17 protein-coding genes are annotated in these 24,701 nt (G+C 68.9%); 8 read left to right on the plus strand and 9 right to left on the minus strand.

All coding sequences use genetic code 11. The features are described from left to right. Positions 1-18: 18 nt before the first annotated feature. Genes D7X96_RS22795 through D7X96_RS22805 form a run of 3 tightly spaced genes read left to right on the plus strand, consistent with a single transcriptional unit; the run spans position 19 to position 4,011 of the window. Positions 19-1,659, plus strand: coding sequence for an acetolactate synthase large subunit (locus tag D7X96_RS22795; RefSeq protein ID WP_121770698.1), 1,641 nt, complete (start codon positions 19-21; stop codon positions 1,657-1,659). Next, positions 1,649-3,091, plus strand: coding sequence for an aldehyde dehydrogenase family protein (locus D7X96_RS22800; RefSeq protein ID WP_121770699.1), 1,443 nt, complete (start codon positions 1,649-1,651; stop codon positions 3,089-3,091). The genes D7X96_RS22795 and D7X96_RS22800 overlap by 11 nt, the downstream gene beginning before the upstream one ends. A gap of 23 nt (positions 3,092-3,114) precedes the next feature. Then, a complete protein-coding gene (locus D7X96_RS22805; protein ID WP_121770700.1) occupies positions 3,115-4,011 on the plus strand; it encodes a bile acid:sodium symporter family protein in 897 nt (298 codons plus the stop codon). Between the two features lie 6 nt (positions 4,012-4,017). Here the strand turns inward: D7X96_RS22805 and D7X96_RS22810 are convergent, their stop codons facing one another. The 5 genes from D7X96_RS22810 to D7X96_RS41535 all read right to left on the minus strand — a co-directional run bounded on the left by D7X96_RS22810 (position 4,018) and on the right by D7X96_RS41535 (position 10,503). Continuing rightward, positions 4,018-5,808: a hydroxysqualene dehydroxylase gene (locus D7X96_RS22810; protein WP_121770701.1), complete on the minus strand. Its 1,791-nt coding sequence runs from the start codon at positions 5,806-5,808 to the stop codon at positions 4,018-4,020. Positions 5,809-5,926: 118 nt separating this feature from the next. Next, positions 5,927-7,282 (minus strand): NHL repeat-containing protein, encoded by a 1,356-nt coding sequence (locus D7X96_RS22815; protein ID WP_244219686.1) that lies wholly within the window; start codon positions 7,280-7,282, stop codon positions 5,927-5,929. Positions 7,283-7,407: 125 nt separating this feature from the next. Next, positions 7,408-8,961, minus strand: coding sequence for an amidohydrolase family protein (locus D7X96_RS22820; RefSeq protein ID WP_121770703.1), 1,554 nt, complete (start codon positions 8,959-8,961; stop codon positions 7,408-7,410). A 111-nt stretch (positions 8,962-9,072) separates the two neighbouring features. Next, positions 9,073-9,492: a VOC family protein gene (locus D7X96_RS22825; protein WP_120549111.1), complete on the minus strand. Its 420-nt coding sequence runs from the start codon at positions 9,490-9,492 to the stop codon at positions 9,073-9,075. Between the two features lie 93 nt (positions 9,493-9,585). Next, positions 9,586-10,503, minus strand: coding sequence for a hypothetical protein (locus D7X96_RS41535; protein WP_121770704.1), 918 nt, complete (start codon positions 10,501-10,503; stop codon positions 9,586-9,588). A 183-nt stretch (positions 10,504-10,686) separates the two neighbouring features. On the opposite strand from D7X96_RS41535, the gene D7X96_RS22835 reads away from it, so the two are divergent. Then, on the plus strand, positions 10,687-11,115 hold the full coding sequence (locus D7X96_RS22835) for a tellurite resistance TerB family protein (RefSeq protein WP_120549109.1): 429 nt from the start codon (positions 10,687-10,689) through the stop codon (positions 11,113-11,115). Positions 11,116-11,125: 10 nt separating this feature from the next. Here D7X96_RS22835 and D7X96_RS22840 read toward each other — a convergent pair whose 3' ends face one another. Next, positions 11,126-12,340 carry a methyltransferase gene (locus tag D7X96_RS22840; RefSeq protein ID WP_121770705.1) on the minus strand — a complete coding sequence of 405 codons (1,215 nt, stop codon included), beginning with the start codon at positions 12,338-12,340 and terminating at the stop codon, positions 11,126-11,128. A 210-nt stretch (positions 12,341-12,550) separates the two neighbouring features. Here D7X96_RS22840 and D7X96_RS22845 point away from each other — a divergent pair, with 210 nt between their 5' ends. Next, complete coding sequence (locus tag D7X96_RS22845) at positions 12,551-13,390, plus strand: hypothetical protein (RefSeq protein ID WP_121770706.1); 840 nt, start codon at positions 12,551-12,553, stop codon at positions 13,388-13,390. Between the two features lie 51 nt (positions 13,391-13,441). On the opposite strand, the gene D7X96_RS22850 is transcribed toward D7X96_RS22845, so the two are convergent. Beyond that, a complete protein-coding gene (locus D7X96_RS22850; RefSeq protein WP_158626613.1) occupies positions 13,442-18,184 on the minus strand; it encodes an ELWxxDGT repeat protein in 4,743 nt (1,580 codons plus the stop codon). A gap of 232 nt (positions 18,185-18,416) precedes the next feature. Beyond that, complete coding sequence (locus tag D7X96_RS22855) at positions 18,417-20,579, minus strand: hypothetical protein (RefSeq protein ID WP_121723665.1); 2,163 nt, start codon at positions 20,577-20,579, stop codon at positions 18,417-18,419. Positions 20,580-20,752: 173 nt separating this feature from the next. Here D7X96_RS22855 and D7X96_RS22860 point away from each other — a divergent pair, with 173 nt between their 5' ends. From D7X96_RS22860 to D7X96_RS22870, 3 genes are all read left to right on the plus strand, one after another. Beyond that, positions 20,753-22,933, plus strand: a complete 2,181-nt coding sequence (locus tag D7X96_RS22860; protein ID WP_440588245.1) for an RCC1 domain-containing protein — start codon at positions 20,753-20,755, stop codon at positions 22,931-22,933. A 282-nt stretch (positions 22,934-23,215) separates the two neighbouring features. After that, a complete protein-coding gene (locus tag D7X96_RS22865) occupies positions 23,216-24,055 on the plus strand; it encodes a hypothetical protein (RefSeq protein WP_121770708.1) in 840 nt (279 codons plus the stop codon). 101 nt (positions 24,056-24,156) lie between these two features. Beyond that, positions 24,157-24,483, plus strand: coding sequence for a hypothetical protein (locus tag D7X96_RS22870; RefSeq protein WP_121770709.1), 327 nt, complete (start codon positions 24,157-24,159; stop codon positions 24,481-24,483). On the opposite strand, the gene D7X96_RS22875 is transcribed toward D7X96_RS22870, so the two are convergent. Continuing rightward, on the minus strand, positions 24,460-24,701 hold a 242-nt coding region (locus D7X96_RS22875; RefSeq protein WP_147468371.1), incomplete at its 5' end, for an integrase core domain-containing protein. The two genes, D7X96_RS22870 and D7X96_RS22875, sit on opposite strands and share 24 nt — an antisense overlap.

Raw genomic sequence — 24,701 nt, forward strand, 5'->3', positions numbered from 1 at the left:
ACCTGAGGAGAGGGACCCATGAAGGCATCGGATCTGTTCGTGAAGGCGCTCGAAGCCGAGGGCGTGCGCTGTGTCTACGGCCTGCCCGGCGAGGAGAACCTGGACCTGCTGGAGTCCATGCGCACCGCGGGCATGCGCCTCATCGTCACGCGCCATGAGCAGGCGGCGGGGTTCATGGCCGCCACGCAGGGGCGGCTCACCGGACGCGCGGGCGTGTGCCTGGCGACGCTGGGGCCGGGGGCCACCAACCTGGTCACCGCGGCGGCGTACGCGCAGCTGGGCGCCATGCCCATGGTGATGCTCACCGGCCAGAAGCCCATCAAGGTCAGCAAGCAGGGCCACTTCCAGATCGTCGACGTCGTCGGAATAATGCGGCCGCTCACCAAGTCCACCCGCACGCTCGTGTCGGCGGAGCATGTCCCCTCGGCGGTGCGTGAGGCCTTCCGCCGCGCGGAGGAGGAGCGCCCCGGCGCCACCCACCTGGAGCTGCCCGAGGACGTGGCGCGCGAGTCCACCGAGGCCCAGCCCCTGTCGCCGGGCGTCGCGCGGCGGCCCGTGGCGGACGAGGCGTCCATCGCGCAGGCGGTGGAGACGCTCGCTTCGGCCCGCCGCCCGCTGTTGATGATTGGCGCGGGGGCCAACCGCAAGCTCACGTCGGAGATGCTCCGCGCCTTCGTGGACCGCGTGGGCCTGCCCTTCTTCAGCACGCAGATGGGCAAGGGCGTGGTGGATGAAACCCACCCGCTGTGGATGGGCACGGCGGCGCTGTCCGACGGCGACTTCGTCCACCGCGCCATCGAGGCCTCGGACTGCATCCTCAACGTGGGCCACGACGTCATCGAGAAGCCCCCGTTCGTCATGCGCGACGGCCGCCGCACGGTCATCCACCTGAACTTCTCCTCGGCGGAGGTCGACCCCGTGTACTTCCCGCAGGTGCAGGTGACCGGAGACCTGGCCAACGCCGTCTGGCGCATCGCGGAGGGCGTGGGCCCGCGCTCGCACTGGGACTTCACGCCCTTCGAGCGCTCCAGGGCGGGGCTCGACGCGCAGTTCGTGAGCGGCGCCGCGGACGACCGCTTCCCCATCTACCCCGCGCGGCTCGTGGCGGAGGTGCGCCGCGCCATGCCGGATGACGGCGTCGTGTGCCTGGACAACGGCATGTACAAGCTGTGGTTCGCCCGCTACTACCGGTGCCGCCGGCCCAACACGCTGCTGCTCGACAACGCGCTCGCGACGATGGGGGCGGGGCTGCCGTCCGCCATCGCGGCGAAGCTCGTGCACCCGCGCCGCAAGGTGGTGGCGGTCTGCGGTGACGGCGGGTTCATGATGAACTCGCAGGAGCTGGAGACGGCGGTGCGCCTGAAGCTGGACCTGACGGTCATCGTCGTGCGCGACGACGGCTACGGGATGATCCGCTGGAAGCAGGAGGAGATGGGCCTGCCCGACTTCGGCATGACCCTGGGCAACCCGGACTTCGTCCGCTACGCGGAGGCCTACGGCGCACGCGGCCACCGCCCCACGAGCGCCACCGAGTTCGGCGCCACGCTCACGCGCTGCCTGGAGTCGGGCGGCGTGCACGTCATCGACCTGCCCATTGACTACACGGACACCGCGCGGGCGCTCGGTGCCGGTCCCCTGGAGGAACGCCATGCTGGCTGAGAGCTATCCGTACTACCTGGCCAACCGGCCCCGGCAGCCCAACGCGGAGCTGCCCGTCACCGACAAGTATTCAGGAGAGGTCGTCACGCGAGTGGCCGTGGCGGACGCGGCCGCGGTGGAGGAGGCCATCGCCGCGGCGGTGCGCGCGGCGGGGCCCATGCGCAAGCTGGCGCCGTATGCCCGCCAGCAGGTGCTGGAGCACTGCGTGCGCCGCTTCCAGGAGCGCGCGGAGGAGTTCGCGCTCGCCCTCTGCATCGAGGCAGGCAAGCCGCTGCGCGACGCGCGGGCAGAGGTCACCCGCCTCATCGAGACCTTCAAGGCGGCGGCGGAGGAGGCGGTGCGTGGAGGCGGCGAGGTCCTGAATCTGGAGGTGTCGCAGCGCACGGCGGGCTACCGGGGCTTCACCCAGCGCGTGCCGGTGGGGCCGTGCTCGTTCATCACGCCGTTCAACTTCCCGCTCAACCTGGTGGCGCACAAGGTGGCGCCCGCCATCGCCGCGGGCTGTCCCTTCGTCCTCAAGCCGTCGGACCGCACGCCGGTGAGCGCGCTGCTCATGGCGGAGGTGCTCGCGGAGACAGCGCTGCCAGAAGGCGCCTTCTCCGTCCTGCCCACGCGCCTGGAGGACGTGGGGCCGTTCATCGAGGACGACCGGCTGAAGCTGTTGTCGTTCACCGGCTCGGAGAAGGTGGGCTGGGATTTGAAGGCCCGCGCCGGCCGCAAGAAGGTGGTGCTGGAGCTGGGCGGCAACGCGGCCTGCGTGGTGGACGCGGACCAGGCCGGGCGCCTGGACTTCGTGGCGGACCGCATCGCGCAGGGGGCGTTCTTCCAGGCGGGGCAGAGCTGCATCTCGGTGCAGCGCGTGCTCGCGCACGAGTCGCTGTACGACGCCCTGAGGGAACGGCTCGTCGCGAGGGCGAAGGCCCTGCGCGCGGGCAATCCCCGGGATGAGGCCACCACGCTCGGGCCATTGATTGACGAGCCCGCGGCACGCCGGCTGGAGGGCTGGATCCAGCAGGCGGTGGAGCGGGGTGCCCGGGTGCTGACGGGAGGAGGGCGGCGCGGCGCGCTGCTGGAGGCCACGGTGGTGGAGGGCGTCCCGGAGGACGCGGCGCTGTGCGCGGAGGAGGCCTTCGGCCCCGTGGTGCTGCTCCAGCCGTTCCACGACTTCGACGAAGCCCTGCGCCGGGTCAATGACAGCCGTTACGGCCTCCAGGCGGGCCTCTTCACCCAGGACCTGTCACGCGCGATGCGGGCCTGGGACGAGCTGGAGGTGGGCGGAGTTGTCGTCGGCGACGTGCCCAGCTTCCGGGTGGACACCATGCCCTACGGCGGAGTGAAGGGCTCCGGGCTGGGCCGTGAGGGGGTGAAGTACGCCATCGAGGACATGACGGAGGTGCGGCTGCTCGTGCTCCGCCACTTTCTGGCAGAGTAAAGGCTTTCGCTGGGGGCCCCGCCATGCAGAGCAGTGCCATCACCGAGGTGTTCCTGCCTATTGCCCTGGGGGTGATCATGCTCGGCCTCGGGCTGAGCCTCACCCTCGCGGACTTCCGCCGCGTGGCCTTGTATCCGCGCGCGGCGCTGGTGGGCCTGGGCTGTCAGACGCTGCTCATGCCCGTGGTCTGTTACGGCATCGCGACAGGCTTCGGGCTGCCTTCCCAGCTGGCCGTGGGCTTGATGCTGCTCTCCGCCACTCCGGGCGGTGCGACGGCGAACCTCTTCAGCCACCTGGCCAAGGGCGATGTCGCGCTGAACGTCAGCCTGACGGCGGTCAACAGCGTGCTGTCGCTGCTCACGCTGCCGCTCATCGTGAACTTCTCCCTGGCGCACTTCATGGGAGAGGAGCGCGCCATTCCGTTGCAGTTCGCCAAGATCGTCCAGGTGTTCGGCATCGTCCTGGTGCCCATCTCGCTGGGAATGTGGGTGCGCGCGAAGCGGCCCGCGCTCGCGGATGGCCTGGACCGGCCCGTGCGCATCGTCTCGGCGCTGTTCCTGGTGCTCGTGGTGCTGGCGGCGACGCTCAAGGAGCGCGACCAGCTGGTCACCTACTTCCAGAGCGTGGGGCTCGCGGCGCTGGCCTTCAACCTGGCCAGCATGGCGGTGGGCTTCGTGGTGCCCGTCCTGGCGCGCGTCGAGCGCAAGCAGGCGGTGGCGATCGCGATGGAGGTGGGCATCCACAACGGCACCCTGGCCATCGCCATCGCCTCCAGCCCCCGGTTGCTCAATGACGGCGTGATGGCCATTCCCGCGGCCATCTACAGCGTCATCATGTTCTTCACCGCCGGAGTCTTCGGCGCCCTGGTCGCCCGCAGGCAGGCCGCGACCGTGACCGCCCCGTCAAACGCCCAGGGCTGAGGGCACCTACCGTGGCGACGGGCTGGTGAAGCGCTCCAACAGCCCGTCCACCCCGCCCGCCAGGCGGAAGACATCCATCCATTCATCGACCCCGGAGAAGCCCAGGTTGGTGGCCCGGCGCAGCAGGTCCGCCGCCGCCTGGGCGGACCGGAAGCCCAGCAGCTCGAAGAGGTGCGGACGGCCCCGCCGGTACAGCTCCGCGTCCAGGCGCTTCCAGGGCTCCAGGGACGCAGGCTCCTCCAGGGCCCAGATTTCGGCGCGCGGGGCCCGGGAGCCCGTCCGCTCCAGGATGGCATTGGCGGCGCGGCGGCCTGCCTCGCACGCGCCCTCCATCGTGGCCAGGTTGGTGTTCGTGCGGACGTAGTCCGACGCGAGGCAGAGGTTGGGAATCCTGCTCGCGGCTTCGGGCCGTATCTCCCAGGAGCCCGGTGGATGCACCAGCAGCCGTGAGGAATTGATTGGCGGGAGGCCGGCTCCGTAGTCCAGGTCCGAGTCCAGGTGCCACGAATGCAGGAGGCTGTCGGTCAGCACCTGCTCATCCGCGTCCCGGCCATTCAGGGCGGCCTTGAGCTGGGCCCAGACCTCCGTCTTGATCTCCTCCGGCGTGCAGTCCTTCGCGCGCTTGCGCACCAGCGTGCCGGGCGTGTCCCAATCCGAGATGTCGATGGACAGCAGGCCTCCCACCTGGCCATCCCCGTAGCGCTGCCGGAACAGCCCCAGCTCGCGCCAGAACTGGGGCTGGGAGATGGACGTCAGCGCCCACGGGGAGTCCGCGTAGAAGGTGTGGCCCCGGACCAGCGGCACGTCCTCGTAGAGGAAGAACTGGATGCCGACCATCCACTCCACCAGCCGGTCCACGTCCGCCAGCCGCAGCCGCGCCAGCGCCGGGTCCAGCGCGGCGAGCTCCGGCGTGATGAGGCCCTGCGCCGCGTCGATGGGGACCGCGAGCACGTAGTGGCCGGCGGTGCGCGCCTGGCCATCGTCGAAGTGGACCTGGGAGATGCGCCCGTTGGCCACGTCGAGCCCTGTGCAGCGGACGCCCTCGTGGAACTGGACGCCCAGCCCACGCAGGTGCGCGACCCAGGGCTCCAGCCACATCTGGCTGGTGGGCCCGCCCATGGTCCGGTCGTTGTTCACCTCGCTGGTGGCGAAGTCGAGCAGCAGCTGGATGAAGATGGTGCCCAGCGTCCGCGTGGAGCCGCGCCGGGGATCCATGGCCACCATCGTGCGCGGCAGCGCGCGCATCTGGCGCTGGAAGCGGGGCGCATAGCGGTCCCCTTCGATGAAGTCCCACCACGCCAGGTTCTCGTAGGCCCCCTGCCGGCGCTCGTCGCTCGATGAGAGGAATTGCAGGATCTTGAGGCCGAAGAAGCCGCCGTCCACCGCGCTCAGGTTCAGCTTCTGGAAGTACAGCTGCAACGCCTCCCAGATGTCATGGGGGCGGTCCAGCCGCCTGCGGGCGAAGCGATACCAGGTGTCCTCGTCCACCATCGCCACGGCGCTCTCGGTGGTGGCCTGGAGGTGCTGCGCCACGTTCCGGCCCGGCGCTCCGGCGGCCGGAGTCCGCTGCATCTGGTCAATCACGTGCCGGTAGAAGCGCGGGTAGAAGCGGAAGCCATGCTCCCCGGGCAGGTCGCTCCTTCCCCCGGTACCGGTGCCGGGCACCGGTTGGGAGCGGGCCTTGCCGCCCCACGTCGTTCGCGAATCGAAGACGTGGACCTCGTGGCCGCGCTCCGCCAACTCGTGCGCGACCGTCAGCCCCGCGACGCCTCCTCCCACCACGATGACCTCAGGCATGGCGTTCCTCCCGGATGAAGGAGGAACGCTAGCGGGTGCCTTTCGGATGGCGGATGACCCCGGAAGGCGAGCGGACGTCCAGGGCCCGACACCGTTCCAGTCTTCCCTGGCGTGGGGGCTACAGCCCCGTGCTCTTGAGCAGCACGCGTGGGTTCTCGTCTGGGAAGAACCCGGAGGAGTAGACGTTCGCGTCCGTGACGAAGGCCTTGTCACCCAGGACGGTCAGCTTGGGGCCGGTGGTGGCGCGGACGAACAGCGGCACCGCCAGCTGCGTCTCCGTCCAGCGCACCATGCCGTCCGTGCCGAAGGACGTGTCCAGGTCGCCGTTGGCCTGGAGGCGGAAGAGCACGGGCTTCGCGTACACATCCGCGAAGACGAGCGCCTTCCCATCCGCCTGGATGCGCACGCCGCTGACGTCCACCACGTCGAGGACTCCCGCCGGCGCGGTGAGCTGCCGCACGCCCGCGGGGCCGAAGGTGACGTCCGGCTTGCCGTCCGCCGTGTACGCCACGAGCTTGAGCACGCCGTGCAGTTCGCCACCGACCTTCACGTCCTGATCGGAGCCCGCCAGCAGGAAGCCGCCGTTCGGACGCGCGACCAATGCATGGGCCTGGCCGCCCTCGCTCGTCGCGAGGCCGCTGGTGCCGAACGTCAGGTCCTGGCTGCCGCTGGCGGTGATGCGCACGGCCTTGAAGTGATCTCCTCCGCCCAGGACGACGCTGGAGCCCTGGAGCGCCATTCCCTGCACGGCCTCCGCGTCCGTGTACGCGCCGCCAATCCAGCTGCCGGACGGACTGCCCGCGGACTTGAACGTCGTGTCGAGCGAGCCGTCCGCGTTGTAGCGGATCACCGCGAAGTCCTCATCGAGCCCGTCGGACTTGGTCAGGAAGCCGCCGGCGTAGAAGCGGCCGTCCTCCAGGGGCAGGATGCCGCGGAGGGTGCCCACGAAGTTGACGGCGTTGTCCTCGCCGAAGTGCAGGCGCGAGCGGCCCGTCTTGTTGAAGCTCGTGTCCAGCTGGCCGTCGGGCTTGAGCTTCACCACCGCGAAGTCGCGCGAATTCGTGGCGTTGCCGCCCCGCGCGAAGCCCGCGACCAGGATGCTGCCATCCGTCAGCACCGCCACCGTGTCCGCGCGGTCGTCCTGCTCGCGCTGGCCGGAGATGGGGCCCTTGGCGGGCCCTTCGAAATCCAGCACCACGGAGCCCTGCGTGCCGAACGCCGTGTCCACCTCACCGGAGGCCGTGTAGCGCCGCACGAGCAGGTCCACGCCCGTGGTGGCCAGGTTCACCTCCGTGGAGCCCACCACGACGAGCCCGCCATTGGACACCGCGAGCGCCCGGCCCTCCTCGGCGGGGAGCTTCGTCCCGGCGTCGGCTTGCGTCCCTCCGTCCGGGGAGGGGTTTTCGTCCGGGGGCCCGTCATCGCCGCCGCAAGCCCCTCCGCCCACCAGCAGGGCACCCGCCAGCAGTGCCACCCATCCAGCCTTCCGCGCGCTGTGATTCATTCGAGATGTCCCTTCCGAGCCGTCCGGTGCTGCCGCCGCACCAGGGTTACGCCGTCAGGGACATTTATTTCCGGGGGCTCCACCCCGGACGTGCTTCACGCGTAGTCCGACCTCAGCTCCTGTTTCAGCGTGTCATCCAGGTTGAGCTGCGCGGACAGGAGCTCCCAGTAGTCCGCCCCGCCCACGGTGGGGGCGTCGAGCTTGATCCGCCCGGCCACCTGTCCGACGTCGGTGACGGTGGCGAGGACGTCCTGCGGCTCATTGTCGAGCACGAGCTCGAAGGGCTCCGGGCCCGGCCGGTCGCGCGCCGCGAGCTCCATCCGACGCCGGAAGTCCGGCAGGTCCGCCATGGCTTCATCAAGGACCGAGCGCGCCGCGTCGAAGCCCAGGTCGTTGAGGGGGGAGTCGTCGGCCCACAGGTAGAACGACTTCTCGACGCCGTCGAGGGTCCAGGGCTCGGAGGGATGGATCGGGTCGAAGGCGAGCGGTTCCATCAGCGCGCGGTCTCCGTAGCGGGCCACACCATCCACGATGACCAGGCGCACCTGCTTCTCCGTGGCGGAGATCAACGTGTCATAGGGGTCGCCGCCCGTGCCCTCGATGACCAGGATGTCCGCGAGTGCGTTGGCGCGCAGCGTGCCCAATTGCGTCTCCCAGCCAGCGACCCGGGCGGCGTCACACGTCACCGAGCGCACCAGCGTCCGCGAGGGCAGGGAGACGCCCTGCCGCGCCGCTTCATGCCGGGCGACCTTCAGCTCCTGGAGGAGGTTCTTGCTGCCGGTGGGTGACCAATCACAGCCCAGCGAGAACGTCACGCCCGCGCCGAGCAGATCCGACACCGCCAGGGTCTGCCCATACAGCAGCAGGTTGCTGAACGGAGACCACACGACCTTGGCGTCCTTCGCGGCCATCGTGTCCAGGTCCGGGCGCTGCAATCCCAGACTGTGGATGCCCACCAGTGAGGGCTGGATGAGGTCATGGCCGGCCAGGTCGGCGTAGCGGCGGTGGGCGTAGTCATCGACGCCTTCGCCCAGGTGATAGAAATACGCCGCGTGGGTCTTCAGGGCGTCGCGGAAGGATTCAATGTCCTGGGCGTCGTCATGCAGGTCCATCACGCGGGTGCTGCCCGCGGGCAGGCGGTCGTCGTCGGGCTCCTCGACGTTGCGCATGGCGCCCCGGAAGAGCGCTTCGCCTCCAGACACACGCGTCCGGATTCCCTGGCCGGTGGTGGTGCCGGCCAGCAGCGCCTTGGCTTCGATGTAGCGGACGACGGCGCGGGCGGAGGGCGCATGCCCGCCGAGCACGCGGATGGGCAGGGAGATGAGCGGGGCGTAGTCCGCGTGACGCGGCCACTGGGTGCGATTGAGGTAGCGCTTGGGCACCCGCCACAGCGTCAGCACGTCGTAGACGAAGTGGTTGTGCAGGTCGATGAGCCCTGGATACAGCGTCCCCCCGGTGTCGATTCGGGGGGCGTCCCGGAAGGATTCAGGGAGCGGTCCGCCCGCTGGCTCGACCGCGACGATGCGGGAGCCCCGGACGAGGACGCGCCCCCGTTCCAATACTTCGTCCCGGGAGTTGAGCGTCACCACCCGGCCTTCCAGCACGTAGCGGGGGATTGCGGCGGTGGGCTCGGATGCTCCGGTGTTCATGGCGCGCCTCCCGTGGCGACAGGCCCCTGTGGCCCCAATGCCTTGAAGGTAGGGACGGGGCTGGGAGCGCGTGGGGCGGGGGCTGGCGCGAGCCCGCCGCACCCCGCTCGCTCAGACGGCTTCGTGGGCGCCGAGCGACGCGTCCCAGAAGTTCGCTTCGACCTTGTGGCCGTCCGGATCCCTCACGAAGCACCCGTAGTAGGGCGGGCCATACAGGGGCCGAGGGCCGGGAGCGCCGTCATCGGTGGCGCCCGCCTTGAGGGCCGCCTGGTGGAAGGCATCCACCGCCTGCTTCGACGTGGCGAGGAAGCAGAAGTGCGTGCCATTGCCCACCGTCGCGGGCTTCCCGTCGATGGGGGTCTGGACCCAGAACTCCGGGAACTGGCGGCCGTAGGCCACCGCGTTCGGGAACTCCAACACCCGCCGGCATCCCAGCGGCGTGAGGATCGCGTCGTAGAAGGCCACGGCGCGCGCGAAGTCGTTCGTGCCAATGGAGACGTGGGACAGGATGCTCGGGTTTTCGTCGCTCATGGCGGCAGGGATAGCACGCGCGAGAGGGCCGGGTGGTGCGCGTCGCCACCCGGCGCCTCCTGCGCCCCAAGGGCTGACCGGCGCTCCGTCGTTCTAGAGGGTGTTCATCGAAGGGCAGTAGGTCGCGTACCCGTGGCCGGACACGGTGCCGTTCGCGTAGGTGGCGTTCACGTCGAAGGCCACGAAGTGCTTCGCGGGAAACGTCCCGGCCTCGATGCAGCTGGGGCAGATCGAGGCCGCCACTGGCGTGAAGGTGAGGCCCGTACTGCGAACGGCGATCTGCGGCATGAGCGCGCCATCGAAGTCGAACACCACGGATGACGGTCTACCCCCCGTGGAGCCCGTCTCCGGGGTTGTGTCCACCGGTACCTTCACGAATTCGAGAGTGGCGATCTGCGGGGGGGTTGGCGAAGTGTCGGACGGGCACTCATCCGTCGCGCCATTGCTGAGTTCGATCCACAGCATCCAGGGGTCCCCGGCGTTCTCCGGCCCCGCATAGCCGAAGTAGGCGTGGTTCAGGACCACCTGGTTTTCGTACATCCGGGCCGTGACCGCGGTGTCCTGGCACGTACCCTCGCAGGTGGTGGAGAGGTCAGTGCCTGCATCCGCGCTGGTGCCCGCGTCGGGCTCGGTGCCCGCATCCGGTTCGGAGCCCGCGTCGGGCTCGGTGCCCGCGTCGGGCTCGGAGCCCGCATCCGGTTCGGAGCCCGCGTCGGGCTCGGAGCCTGCGTCGGGAGTGGTGCCTGCATCGGGCTCAGTGCCCGCATCGGGAGTGGTGCCAGCGTCCGGAGTGATGCCCGCATCGGGCTCGGTACCCGCGTCGGACTCGGTGCCCGCGTCCACTTCGGTGCCCGCGTCGAACCCGGTACCGGCGTCGGGCGGTGGGCCTGCGTCGGGTCTGGTGCCCGCATCCGGCAGGGTATCGCCGTCATCGGAGCCACAAGCGGAAAGGGCAGGCACGCCCGCGAGGGAGAAAATCAACAAGGAGAGAATCGAGCGTCGCAGGGTCATGCCGCGAATTGTCACGGGTTCCGTGCCAAGATGCGAGGGGGCTTGTCCCTGCGCGTCATCGCGTCCGGCGGAAACCGTTTTCGCTCCTCATGTGCGCCCACTATCCTGTGGTCACGAGCAGTCCGGCTTCGTGGCTGTCCGTGGGTTTCCCGTCAGCCACGTGCTGCCTACCCAGGAGATGAGATGACGCACGAGTACCCCCAGGAGCAGTTGCTGGCGTTCGTCCAGGCCATGGCCAACGTGGCGGCGAGCGATGGCCGCATCACCGACGAGGAGCGCCAGCAGCTCGACGAGGTGGTGCTGAACATCGGCCTGTCGCCCCGCGACCCGCAGGTCGCCGCGCTCATCGAGGCAGAGTTCCAGAAGCCCGGCCGGCTCACCGACATCGTCAGCAAGATTGAAATCCGCGAGCTGCGCGCCTCCCTGCTGCGCATGCTCGTCGAAGTGGCCTGCGCCGACGGACAGCTCGCCACCGAGGAGCGCGCGTCGGTGAAGGAGGCCGCCAGCGCCTTCGGCTTCGACGCCTCGGTCGCCGGCGAGCTCATCGACTGGACGCTCGACTCAATCAAGCTCGATCAGCGCGAGCGCGAGATCATGGCGAAGATGCTCTGAGCAGGCCCGCTCAAGCGCCCCTCGACGCGACGAGCGCGAGGTTGCGCGGAGACAGGCGTGGATCAAAAAGCTGGAGGAGCTCGACCTGGAAGCCCAGCTCCTCCAGCAGGATCGCGCGATCGAGCAGGAGCACGACCTCCAAGGCTCTCGCGAAGCGGTCCCTCAGCAGATGGCAGAGCAGCAGGTCCCGCGTCTCGGCGCGAACGGACACCTCGAAGGACTCCAACGCGGAGTCCGTCATGCCGGGCTCGAGGCCCAGGCGCTCCAGGCGGTCGCGCGCGTACGCGGCGAAGCGTCCGGCATAGAGCGCCCGGGGCGCGTCACCTGCCCGCACGAAGCCGAGCTCGGGAAACCGCTGGCGTGACAGGAGATGAAACGCGAAGCGCCACGCGTACACCTGCTTCATCCGCGCGAACTCCACGTCGGTCTTGTGATGCCGTCCCCGCGTCGTCAGCGCCAGGGCATGCGGAGTGAAGGGAAGGGGATGCGCGCCCCCGAAGCGGGAGACGGGGAAGTCTCGCGGGGCCTCCAGCTTGTCGTAGCAGCAGCCGACGTTCAGCACGAAGCCCGCCCCCTGGCTCTTGCGAATCTGCGTGAGGGCGAGCGGCCCGCAGGTGTGCAGACCGATGGTGGCCCGGTCCCCGCCGGAGAAGAGTGGATCAATCCGTGGCTGGAGCCCGTCCTCGACGGAGGCCTGGATGAAGCTCAGGGTGCCCGCACCGGAGGAGCGTGACTTCGTCAGCCAACGCTGCCCCTTGTCCTGCAGCGCGCCGTCCCGGTCGATGCTGTGGAAGGTCCACCCGAACGTCCGGGCACAGAGGCGGGCGAGGTGCCCCATGCCGCCGCCGATATCCACCGCCTGGTGGATGAAGCGCGTCCGGGGCGCGAGCAGGGCGAGCACCCGCTCGAGCTCATGGGTCTTCTTGGCGCTGAGCCCCTGCGTCTCCGACACCGTCAGTGCGTGAACGCCCTCATGCCACGGCAGCGCGGTCAGCTCCTGGAGTGTGCCAAGGAGCGCGACCAGGGACGGAGGCGGGGCGCCCACGAGGACGCCATGATCCAGTTGCCGCTCGCCCGCTTCATCCAGCGACCGGGCATGGGCCAGCCAGTCCTCGGGCCAGGCGGCGCCGGACTCGGGCCAGCCCTGGAGGATGGAGCGCGACCAGAGCGGGGCCCAGGGCCGGAGCAGCTGCGTGAGCGCCGCGAGTCGCGCCTGGAAGTCCATGCCGCACCATCCCATGCGCCGCCGCTCTCCGCGGGCTTGTAACTCGAAGGGTTACGGATGGGCGGCGCGTTGTGACCCATCGAGCCACGGTGGGCGCTCCCCAAGCCTGCGCCTCCGAGTGAGCGGCGTGTGGCGTGGGGACTGCAATGGGGGCGGGGGCCGGCCCCCCGTGCCGGCAAGCAGTCATCCCCTCAAATGAGGTTCAGCTCGATGAACATCCAGATCAAGGGTCGCCTGATGGCGGCCTCTCTCCTGTGCATGGCGGCGGTGGGTTGTGGTGAAGGGACGGCGTCCGAGGGCGACACGCTGATGGCGCAGGAGGCAAGCGCCACGCAGTGCATCGATGGCTTCAATGGCATCCGGAACTGCGCGACCGGCAACGCGACGCTGAAGTCCGGAACGAAGGGCATCGACGTTGCCGGGCTGAACACGGTGAGGCAGGACGGCTTCTCCAGCCAGTTCCCGCGTGCCTCGGCGTGGCGGATGGAGGCGGCCATCGGCGGTATCGGTGCGAAGGAGCAGGGCCTGTTCCTCACGGCGCGCGACGGCACCCGGGTGATCAGCACGCTGCGCATCGGGCTGGGCGGGTCCAAGGATCAGATGGTCCTGGAGCCCACCTTCCCGGGCACGAAGGGCGGCGCGCACTACGCGGCGGCCGTGTATTCGCGCGGGGCCCTGGTCGCGAAGGGCATCAACTTCAACAACTACGACCGCTTCATGCGGCCCTGGTGGTGGGACTTCGCGTCCTACTGGTACCCGTGCAACGTGGGCTTCAACGACCGGCTCCAGCTGGACATGGATGGCACGCTGGTGACGGCGCCCGGCTGGAGCTTCTACGGCGGCGGCTCCTACGGCCCGTTCTCCGTGGGGTCGGCCAGCGACCCGTTCCAGGTGGAGATCGACGGCAAGCTCGTGACGGGCGACCGCATTGATCTCATCGAGCTGCCGGGCAGCGGGACGCCGGCGTCCGTGGGCTTCACCGCCGTGGACGTGACCGCGGCGGCCACCCAGTTCACCCTCACGGGTGAGACCACGGCCCGCGCGAAGTAGGCGAGGGAGATGGACCGCACGCACGGGTAGACCGTGCGTGCGGCCGGGACTTCAGGAGGTTGCCGTCCTGCGCGAGCGGCGACGGCTCACTCCCCACGCCAGCATGGCCACCGCGCTCCAGGCGAGGCCACTGGTGCCCGGGTCCGTGGACGCACAACCGGAGCATGAAGGCGGCAGCGGCCCCTCCTCCGTGACGGGCTTGGGGTTCACCGTCACCTGGAAGGTGCAGTGGGACGCATTGCCCGCCGCGTCCTGCCCCGTCACGGTGACCGTCGTGGTCCCCAGCTCGAACACCGAACCCGACGGCTGGCTGTAGCCGAGCGTTGGCGCGGAGACCGCGTCCGTGGCGACAGCCGCCGCATACTCCACGCGAGTTCCCTTCACGCTGGTGGCCGTGGCGACGACGTTCGCCGGGCAGGTCAGTGCGGGCCCGGTCGTGTCCCGCACGGTGAGGGTGAAGGTGCACGTGGAGGCGTTGCCCGCCGCGTCCTCCGCCGACACCCGCACCTGCGTCTCTCCCAGGGGGAAGTCAGCGCCGCTCGGGTGGCTGTACGTCACGCGGGACGCGCTGGTGACGGCGTCCGAAACCACAGCGGCCGGATAGTCCACCCGCGTGGCCGTCGCGCTGGCGGCCTCCACGATGCGGGGCAGGGGACAGCTCAGTGCCGGCGCCACCGTGTCACGCACGGTGACGGTGAAGGTGCACGCGGCGGTGTTGCCAGCCGCATCCGTGGCGGTGATTCGCACCGGCGTCTCCCCAAGCGCGAAGCGAGACCCCGGAGGCGCGCTGGACGTCATCGTCACGGCGGGGCCGGAGACCGCATCGAACGGGGCGGCGGTGGAGTACGTCACGTTCGCGCCCGTGGCGTCCTCGGCCTCCACGACGACATCCGGGGCGCACCCCACCATGGGGGGCGTCGTGTCCCGCACGGTGACGGTGAAGACGCAGGACGACGCATTGCCCGCGGCATCCGTGGCCGTGACGGTGACCGGCGTCTGCCCCAGGGGGAAGCCATTGCCGGAAGCGTGGCTGTAACGCACCGTCGCGGGCCCTGACACCGTGTCCATGGCGGAGACCGCCGGGTACTCCACCGACGCTCCCATTGCTCCAGTGGCCTCGGCCACCACTGCCACCGGGCACGTGAGCGCGGGGGCAGTGGTGTCCACGACGATGACGGAGAAGGTGCACGTGGACGCGTTGCCCGCCGCGTCCTTCGCCGTCACCTCCACCTGCGTCTCCCCGAGCGCGAACCCACTCCCGCTCGCGTGGCTGTAGGTCACGGCAGGCGTCGCCGTGACCGCATCCGAAGCCTGCACGGCCGGATAGTCCACCCGCGTGTCCGTCGCACCAGTGGCCTCCACGACGAGGGGCTGGGGGCAGCTCATCTCCGGCGCCACCGTGTCGCGCACGGTGACGGTGAAGCCGCACGTCGCCCTGCGTCCCCGCTCGTCGCGCGCCATCGCGGTGACGCGCGTCGCCCCCATGGGGAAGACCGAGCCGGACGCCTGGCTGTACGTCACCGACAGCGCTCCCGTCCCCGTGGCGGCGGCGGGAGGGTAGGGGACCGAGGCGCCCTCGCCGCTGACGGCTTCGGCGAAGACATCCTCCGGACAGGTGATGGCCGGAGGCGCGGTCTCCGTCACCGTCACCGGGAACGTGCAGGAGGACGCATTGCCCGCGACATCCGTGGCCGTGACGGTGACGACGGTCGTGCCCACCGGGAACGTCGTCCCGGAGGCCTGGCTGTAGGCCACCGTCGCGGAGGACACGGCGTCCGAGGCCGTGGCCGCCGGGTACTCCACCGTCGCGCCATCGTCGCCCGTCGCCAGCGCCGACACGTCCGCCGGACAGACCAGGTCCGGCGCCGTGGTGTCCCGCACCGTCACCTGGAAGGAGCAGGCAGCGCTGTTGCCGGCCGCGTCCCGAGCCGTGACGGTGACGTTCGTGGCTCCCAGCGGGAACACGCTGCCGCTCGGATGGCTGTAGCTCAACGCGGGGCTGGCAGGGCTGTCGTCGCTCGCCGTCGCGGAGGGGAACTCCACCGCCGCGCCCTGCGGACCGGTGGCCGAGGCCACCACGGACGTAGGGCAGGTCACCGTGGGCGGCGTCACGTCGACGACGTGCCGTGCGTGCCACAGCTCGGCCCCATGCGTGGCATCACTGCCCTGGAAGTACAGCGTGTCCCCCTTGAGGACGAACCCGGTGGGCCGGTACGAGCCCGTCCCCGGCATGGCGAGGAACAGCTGCGTCCCTTCCGCGGTCCCATCCGACTGCCAGATCTCGGACCCCACGGAGGATCCGCTGAAGGCACTGAAGATGAGCGCATCCCCGATGACCTTCAGACCTTGCGGACTCGAGCCCGCGGCCCCGGGCCGGATGTCCTTCACGCGCACGGTGCCCGCCTCCGTCCCATCCGTGACCCAGAGCTCCCTGCCGCTCAAGCCGTCCTCCGCGCCGAAGAAGACCCGCCCCTGGTAGGGCGTGAGCTCGGAGACATAGGAGTGCGCCGCGCCCGGGGCGATGTCCTTCACGCGCACCGTGCCGGCCTCCGTCCCATCGCTCTTCCACAACTCCCGGCCGTAGCTGACGTCCTCCGCCGTGAAATAGAGCGTCCCGCCCACGACCAGGAAGTTGTCGGGGAACGAGAAGGGAGACCCGGGGTTGATGTCCTTCACGCGCACGGTGCCGGCCTCCGTCCCATCGCTCTTCCACAGCTCGAAGCTGGAGGTGGGATCCGTGGCGATGAAGAAGAGCGTGCCTGCCACGTCCGCGAAGCGAATGGGGTCGGAGCCCGCGGCACCGGGCCAGATGTCCTTCACGCGCACGGTGCCGGCGGAGGTTCCGTCCGTCTTCCACAGCTCCAGGCCGCTCGTGCCGTCGTTCGCCGCGAAGTAGAGCACTCCGCCCACGTTGCCGAACGCGGGAACACTCTGGGTGATGGACCCCGTGGCCCCGGCGCGGATGTCCTTGACGCGCACGGTGCCGGTCTCGGTGCCGTCCGTCTTCCAGAGCTCCTTGCCGCTGACACCGTCATCCGCCGCGAAGTAGAGCGTGCGTCCAACGCGCGAGAGGACGACGTCCTGGAGGTTCAGCGAGCCGGTAGCCCCGGGGCGGATGTCCTTCACTCGCACGGTGCCCGCAGACGTTCCATCCGTCTTCCACAGCTCGGCGCCGCCCGCCGCATCCTCCGCGGCGAAATAGAGCGTGTCCTCCACCCGGACGAATCCCGTCGGAGACGCACTCGCGGGGCCGGGGTTGATGTCCTTGAGGAGAACGGTCCCCGCCGCCGTGCCGTCGGTCTTCCACAGCTCGCGGCCATGAACGCCGTTGATGGCCGTGAAGAGGAGCGTGCCGTTCAGGTCCATCATGGACGCCGGAAACGAATTTCGTGGCGTCGTGTGGATGTTGCGCAGCAGCACGGTTCCCGCCTCGGTGCCGTCGCTCATCCACAGCTCCCGGCCATACACGCCGTCATCCGCCGCGAAGTAGAGGAAGCCGTTGCGCTGGACCAGGGACGAGGGGGCGGACCCGATGGCGCCGGGCCAGATGTCCTTCACGCGCACGGTGCCGGCGGCAGTTCCGTCCGTCTTCCACAGCTCCTTGCCGCTGACGCCGTCATCCGCCACGAAGAACAGGGTGGAGCCCACGGCGGTGAGCGAGGCCAGCGAGGGGCTCGCGGTCCCGGGGAGGATGTCCCGGACGCGCACGGTGCCTGCGTCGGTGCCGTCCGTCTTCCACAGCTCCCTGCCGCTGACGCCGTCATCCGCGAGGAAGTAGACGGTGTTGCCCACGGCGGTGAGCGAGGACGGCGAGGACCCCAGATTTCCGGGCCGGATGTCCTTCACGCGCACGGTGCCCGCCGGGGTGCCGTCCGTCTTCCACAGCTCGTCGCCGGTGGAGGCATCCGAAGCGATGAAGTACAGCGTGCCATTCACATCCAGGAATCCGGAAGGGTGGGAGCCTCCGGCGCCGGGCCAGATATCCCGCACGAGCTGCGTGCCCGCCGCGGTGCCGTCGGTCTTCCACAGCTCGAACCCGGAAGTTCCGTTATCGCCCTTGAAGAAGATGGAGCCGTTCGAGACCGTGAGCAGCGGTGGGATGTAGGGAGGCACGAAGCTGCCACTGCCGGGATTGAAGTCCTGGATGAGCGCGGTGCCGGCCTCGGTGCCGTCGCTGCGCCACAGCTCGAAGCCCAGGTTGGTGGTGCTCGCCACGAAGACGAGGGTGCCGTTGAGGTTCGTGAGCCAGGAGGATGCCCGCGCCCCGGGATACGTATAGAGCTGGACGGCGGTGGTCCCCCAGTCGAACCCGTTGCTCTTCCACAGTCGGTCGGTCCCGGCCTCATCCGTCGCGGTGAAGTAGAGCGTCCCGTTCATCGGCGTGAGCCAGGACGGATTGGAGTGGGCGTTGGGGGTGCCCACCGCCGCCTCCCTGTAGATGTTTTCAACGAGCACGGTGCCGGCCGAGGTGCCGTCCGTCTTCCACAGCTCGCGGCCGAACCAGCCATCGTCGGCGCTGAAGAACACGGTGTTGCCGACCGCCGTGAAGGACACCGGCCCCGCGCTGGGAAGCGAGGAGATGGACTTGAGGCGCACGGTGCCGGCCGCGGTGCCGTCGCTCTTCCACGGCTGACCGCCGATGAGGAATTCGGTGGCTTCGAAGTAGAGCGTGCCGTTGACGTTCGTCAGGGTGGTGGGGTTGGAGTCGGAGTCGCCCGGCCAGATGTCCGCCAGCAGCTCCGCCACCGGAGGAGTGCCTCCTGTCCCCAAGAGCCGCGAGGCCCGAGTGTCCACGGAGCCCGCTGCCTCCGGCGCGTCACCACAGCCCGCCGCCGTGAGTACAACCACCAGGCTGATGATCAGGCATTGCGCCTGGACTCCCCCTCGTCTCTGTTCGTGCATCCCCATCCCTTCGAAACGTCGGAGGGAAGCATCCCGGACGCAGGAGGGAAGAGCAATCCGGGTCAGGGAGAACCGGCCGCACGCACGGAGTGACCGTGCGTGCGGCGGCTGGGGCTTCAGGAGGCTACGGCTCCGTCCAGGGCGTGTGGCTGATGGGGCCCTTGATGAGGGTGAAGTACCGGGAGGTCGAGGCGCCCAGGTTCACCCAGCCGAACCCGTCGATGACCCGCGACGGCACGCTCAGTCCGATGGACACGTTCGCCACGTCGCAGTTGCCCAGGATGTGGCCCACGCGGATGGGCTTGCTGGCGGACGTCTGCGACTTGGTGACGAGCGTCGGCGCCTGGGTGACGACCCCGTCCTGCGCGAGCAGCGGGATGTTCCCGCTCCCTCCGGACACGCGCAGGCTGTAGGTGCCGGAGCCCTGGGGCTGCCACGCGGTGAAGTCCAGTTCCACCAGGTCGTTCTTGGTCACGTACGCCAGGCAGCCGCACTCCAGCGTGGGGTACACGCCCGCCGTGGGCGGCGTGGTGCTGGAGCCCACGCGCGGCAACTCCAGACGGACGCCGCAGCGGGTGTTGTCAACGAAGAGCAGCCGCGAGAAGGAGCCGCTCGGGATGGGCTGCTTGTTGGCGTCGAAGAAGTCCACCGTCAGGACGTTGTGGCCGTTGTCCGCGGTGGTGGTCCTCAGCAGCAGGCCCAGGTAGGCGTTGTACCAGAGGTCCGCCGGGTCGCGGATGGGGAACAGGCCTCCGGTGGAGGCGGTGGGCTGGTTGTTGAAGCGGGGCGGCGCGGCGGTCGCGTCCCACTTGAAGTCGTAGAACGTGTCCACGATGGAGCGCGTGAGCCCCGACGCCAGGTTCTTGAGCTTCACGCTGTAGAACCGGACCCCGCTGTTCCAGGCCAGCGGGTGGTTGAGCATCAGGCTCAGGTCCCCGCCGAAGGGCAGGTTGGGGTAGCCGCTGAAGTAGTAGCCGGGCGCGGAGCTGGTGTTGGCCTTGCCGTCGTCCGGCCCAGGCGTGGCGGGGTTCTGGACGGAGTTGTTGATGTAGTCGAACGGAATCAGGCCAATGCCCAGCATCAGCACGTTGGACACGGTGATGGAGCGGGTGAACCGGCCCATCTCCGTCGTGCACGCCACGTACAGCGTGCTGTCGGAAAAGACCTCGATGCTGGAGGGCCCGGGGGCCGGGGTGAGCGTGGTGCCTTCCGTGGTGATGCCCCCGGTGAGCAGGTCGACGCGAGCCACCTCCCGCGTGTCGGTGAGGGGGACGTAGAACGCGCTGCGCTCCGGGTTGGCCCAGGCGAGGAAGCCCAGCTGCGTGGTGCTGAGCTGGTAGGCCGGAAGCGAGACCTGGATGGGCGTGCTTCCCCCGACGTAGTCGGAGATGTCCACGGCGAAGACCTTGCCGCTGGACTCCGCGATGTAGGCCATCAGCGAGGGGCCGCTGCTGGACAGGAGCAGGCCCTTGCCGTTGGAGAAGCCCGTCACGACGGCATACGTCTCCTGCGTGGCGAGGTTGATGCGCCAGAGCTTGTGGGCATCCACCACGTAGATGAACTCCCCATCCAGGACCAGCTGCTGGGGCTCATCCAGGGGCTCGTAGGTGACGGGCTGCGGCTGGATGCTGAACTCGGGGTAGGGGCTGAGCGCGCTGCTCGTCCGCGGCGAGGAGAGGACGCTGTAGAGCCCGGAGTTCACGTCCAGGGCGCTGACGTACAAGGCCGTCTCGTATTCGGAGACAACCAGGTCTCTCACGTCCGAGAGCCCCGCGCCGACGCGGTAGGGATTGGGGCTGAGGGTGTAGGTCACCCACTCCATCCACGTCTGGGCGCCCAGCTTGTAGATGCGCAGCTTGGCGTAGTGGTACTCCGACGCGTAGTTGATGCGGACGGCGTAGAAGCGCCCGGTGGTGGACGACCCGTTCTCAGGCACGGAGTTGTTGTTCGGCACCGACGCCCAGTTGGCGGCCTCCAGGCTCGCGGGCGTGATCTCCGCCAGCGAATTGACGCCCGTCAGCGGCAGGATGCGGGCGAAGTTGCGGGCCACCAGGTTGGCGCCGGCGGTGTCCCACTGGACGTCCGCCGTGGCGAAGACGTTGAGGTTGATCTGCTGGCCCTTGGCGACCACCTGGCTCCGGGACACGAGCTGGGTGGCGGGGTTGACGGGCATCCACCACACCTCACCGGTGCCGACATCCGTGTAGTACAGATGGTCCGCGCCGGGGGTGTAGTGGGTGGCGGTGACCTGACTGAGGGAGGGGATTCGCGTCTGGTATTGCATCATCGCGGTATGTCTCCATCACTGCGTTGGTGGGGATGTCCACCAACGCGGGATACCCTGACATGACCGTCTGACATTTCTGGAATACCCGGAGTGCGTATGGGTATGCTGGAGCCATGCGAAAATTCCTGAAGGCATCCTGGTGGGTCGTTGCACTCAGTCTCCCCGTGGTTCTCATGGGAAACCCCGCGGCGGCGGGGGCACCGGCGGGGATTGACGACCCAGGTTCAAGACATACCCGGAGTGTGAAGGCTCCTCCGTTCATGGCCGTGGCGGGAGGCATGCGGCACGGCCTGGGTGTCACCCGGGACGGGAGCGTGTGGTCCTGGGGCGCGAATGACGGTGGGCAGCTGGGTCTGGGAGTCCTGGATGGCTATGGCTATCTCCCGCAGCTCGTGCCGGGATTGTCGAACATCGTCGCGGTGGATGCGGAGTGGGCCCACTCCCTGGCCCTGCGCTCCGACGGAACGGTCTGGGCCTGGGGTGGGAATGATTACGGGCAAGCGGGTGATGGCACCACGATCCGCCGCCCGACGCCATCCCAGGTGCCAATGGTTTCAAACATCACGGCCATCAGTTCGGGATTCACTCATGCGTTGGCGTTGCAGTCAGACGGCTCTGTTTGGGCCTGGGGTGGCAATAACAGCGGACAACTGGGCGATGGAACCCGGACGCGGCGCTTGTTCCCCGTGAAGGTCCCCGGGCTGTCGAACGTGGTGGCGGTGGCGGCGGGGGGATCCCACTCGCTCGCGCTGCGGAGCGACGGGACCGTGTGGGCTTGGGGAGAGTCCAGCGATGGCAGGCTTGGAGAGGGCTCAACGACACCGCGAGAATCGCCTGTCCGGGTGATGGGCCTGACGAACGTGGTCGCCGTGGCGGCTGGCGGCGGTCATTCGTTGGTGCTGCGCTCCGATGGCTCGGTCTGGGCCTGGGGGCAGAACTACTACGGGCAGGTGGGGAATGGGACGATCTACAGCCAGTGGTTTCCAGCGCCTGTTCCTGGACTGACCGGGGTGATCTCCGTGGAGACCGGGACAACCCATTCGTTGGCGCTTCGCTCCGACGGAACAGTCTGGACCTGGGGCGACAACTGGTATGGCCAGCTGGGGGATGACACCGAGTTGCGGCGGCTTGCCCCTGTTCAGGTGTCAGGATTGAAGAACGCGGTGGCCCTTTCAGCGAACCATCTGATCTCTTTCGCGCTGTGTTCGGATGGATCGATCTGGGGGTGGGGGTTGAATGTTGGCGGAGCGCTGGGGCAAGGAGAGACCGTCTTTCGGAAGTCCCCGGTCGCCGTGGCCGGACTCACGGATGTCGTCGCCCTGAATGTGGGAACTGGTTTTTCGGTGGCATTGCGTTCGGACGGATCCGTCTGGGCCTGGGGGGCTCATGAACGAGGGGGCCCCGTGGGTGACGGTTCCAGGTCTTCCACCATCGTGCCAACACAGGTGCCTGGCCTGCGGGACATCGTGGCTTTGGGGACGGGGTTCAGTCACTCACTCGCGGTGGCGATGGATGGATCCGTCTGGGCCTGGGGAAAGAATTGGTCGGGGCAACTGGGAGACGGCACGACGACGGATCGACCTCTCCCGACGAGGGTCGCCGGGGTCTTGAATGCCGCCGCCGTGGCCGGAGGAGACGGTTTCTCCGTGGCCTTGCTCGCGGATGGCACCGTCTGGGCCTGGGGGAATAACAGCCTGGGCCAGCTGGGGGATGGCACCACCGTTGCCCACCTGTTCCCCGTCCAAGCGCTCGGGGTAACGGATGTGGTGGCCATCGCCGCCGGGGCCAGTCATGTCCTGGCCCTTCGTTCGGACGGCACTGTCTGGGGGTGGGGCTCGAATGGTTTTTGGCAGCTTGGGGACGGGACTTATGTGTCTCGAAGCGTGCCTGCCAGGATCGACGGACTGTCAAACGTGATGGCGCTGAGCGCCAGCGGATTTCATTCCCTGGCACTGGGAATGGACGGAGCCGTCCATGCCTGGGGGTATAACCTCGATGGGCAGCTGGGAGACGGAACGCAGAACACGGGCATGTTTCCCGCGAAGGTCCCGGGCCTGACGAACGTGGTGACGCTGGCCGCTGGCCGCAATCATTCCCTGGCGCTCCGGTCGGACGGGAGCCTTTGGGGATGGGGAAACAACAACTATGGGCAACTGGGGGAGGGGACCACCCTGACGCGCCTGTCTCCGGTCCGGGCCCCTGGCGCCGTGGGGACGGCCGTGCTGGCCGCGGGGGAGTTTCATTCGCTGGCGTTGCGCATGGATGGAAGCGTGAGTGCCTGGGGCTCGAACAGCGCGGGCGAGCTGGGAGACGGCACGGCCATGTGGTTCACCCGCCCCGTTCGCGTTCCCTGAGGTAGGGCCGGCTCGGTGGTGCACGCGGCCGGAGTTGGTGCGTGAGCGCTTCGAGTCGCGCCTGGAAATCCATGCCGCACCATCCCATGCGCCGCCGCTCTCCGCGTGCTTGTAAACCGAAGGGTTACGAATGCAGGCGCGTTGTGACCCATCGAGCCACGGTGGGCGCTCCCCACGCCTGCCCCTCCGAGTGAGCGGCGTGTGGCGTGGGGACTGCAATGGGGGTGGGGGCCGGCCCCCCGTGCCGGCAAGCAGTCATCCCCTCAAATGAGGTTCAGCTCGATGAACATCCAGATCAAGGGTCGCCTGATGGCGGCCTCTCTCCTGTGCATGGCGGCGGTGGGTTGTGGTGAAGGGACGGCTTCCGAGGGCGACACGCTGATGGCGCAGGAGGCAAGCGCCACGCAGTGCATCGATGGCTTCAATGGCATCCGGAACTGCGCGACCGGCAACGCGACGCTGAAGTCCGGAACGAAGGGCATCGACGTTGCCGGGCTGAACACGGTGAGGCAGGACGGCTTCTCCAGCCAGTTCCCGCGTGCCTCGGCGTGGCGGATGGAGGCGGCCATCGGCGGTATCGGTGCGAAGGAGCAGGGCCTGTTCCTCACGGCGCGCGACGGCACCCGGGTGATCAGCACGCTGCGCATCGGGCTGGGCGGGTCCAAGGATCAGATGGTCCTGGAGCCCACCTTCCCGGGCACGAAGGGCGGCGCGCACTACGCGGCGGCCGTGTATTCGCGCGGGGCCCTGGTCGCGAAGGGCATCAACTTCAACAACTACGACCGCTTCATGCGGCCCTGGTGGTGGGACTTCGCGTCCTACTGGTACCCGTGCAACGTGGGCTTCAACGACCGGCTCCAGCTGGACATGGATGGCACGCTGGTGACGGCGCCCGGCTGGAGCTTCTACGGCGGCGGCTCCTACGGCCCGTTCTCCGTGGGGTCGGCCAGCGCCCCGTTCCAGGTGGAGATCGACGGCAAGCTCGTGACGGGCGACCGCATTGATCTCATCGAATTGCCGGGCAGCGGGACGCCGGCGTCCGTGGGCTTCACCGCCGTGGACGTGACCGCGGCGGCCACCCAGTTCACCCTCACGGGTGAGACCACGGCCCGCGAGAAGTAGGCGAGGGAGATGGACCGCACGCACGGGTAGACCGTGCGTGCGGCGGCAGCGGCTCCGTCCAGGTTATGCTCCGCCGGCTTCAGCGTGATGAAGGAGCCGCCATGTCGACACACGTCACTCCCGATGCCATGGGGCTGCTCTGCGCGCTCATGCCGGGCGTGCTCATCCTCGCGTTCGTGGCCTACCAGTCGATGAAGCTGGTGCGCTTCCAGCGAGGCGCCTTCCGGTTGCCGGCCGAGGTGAGCTGGGTCGTGGGGGGAGAGGACTTCGCGCACCACTTCAGGCGGGGCGACGGGGTGGAAATGATGCGCGACAAGGAGTTCCGCCGCAGGCACCTGTACGGGCTCTGGGTGCTCATCCGTCCGGGCGACGGTGGGCTTGCCCCGATTTCGTGGACAGGTTCGTTAAGCTGCCGCACTTCGGGTTGAGGCGTTCCGCTCGTACTCCTCGGGGCTGACATAGCCGAGTGCGGAGTGCCTGCGGCGGCGGTTGTACCACGCCTCGATGTACTCAAACAGCGCCCGCTTCGCCTCTTCATGCGTCTGGAAGCTGCGCTCGTAGACGAGCTCCATCTTCAGCGAGGAGAAGAAGCTCTCCACCACCGCGTTGTCCCAGCAGTTGCCCTTCCTCGACATGCTGCATTCGA

This window comes from Corallococcus interemptor (genome assembly GCF_003668875.1).
GTDB classification, from domain to species: Bacteria; Myxococcota; Myxococcia; order Myxococcales; family Myxococcaceae; genus Corallococcus; species Corallococcus interemptor.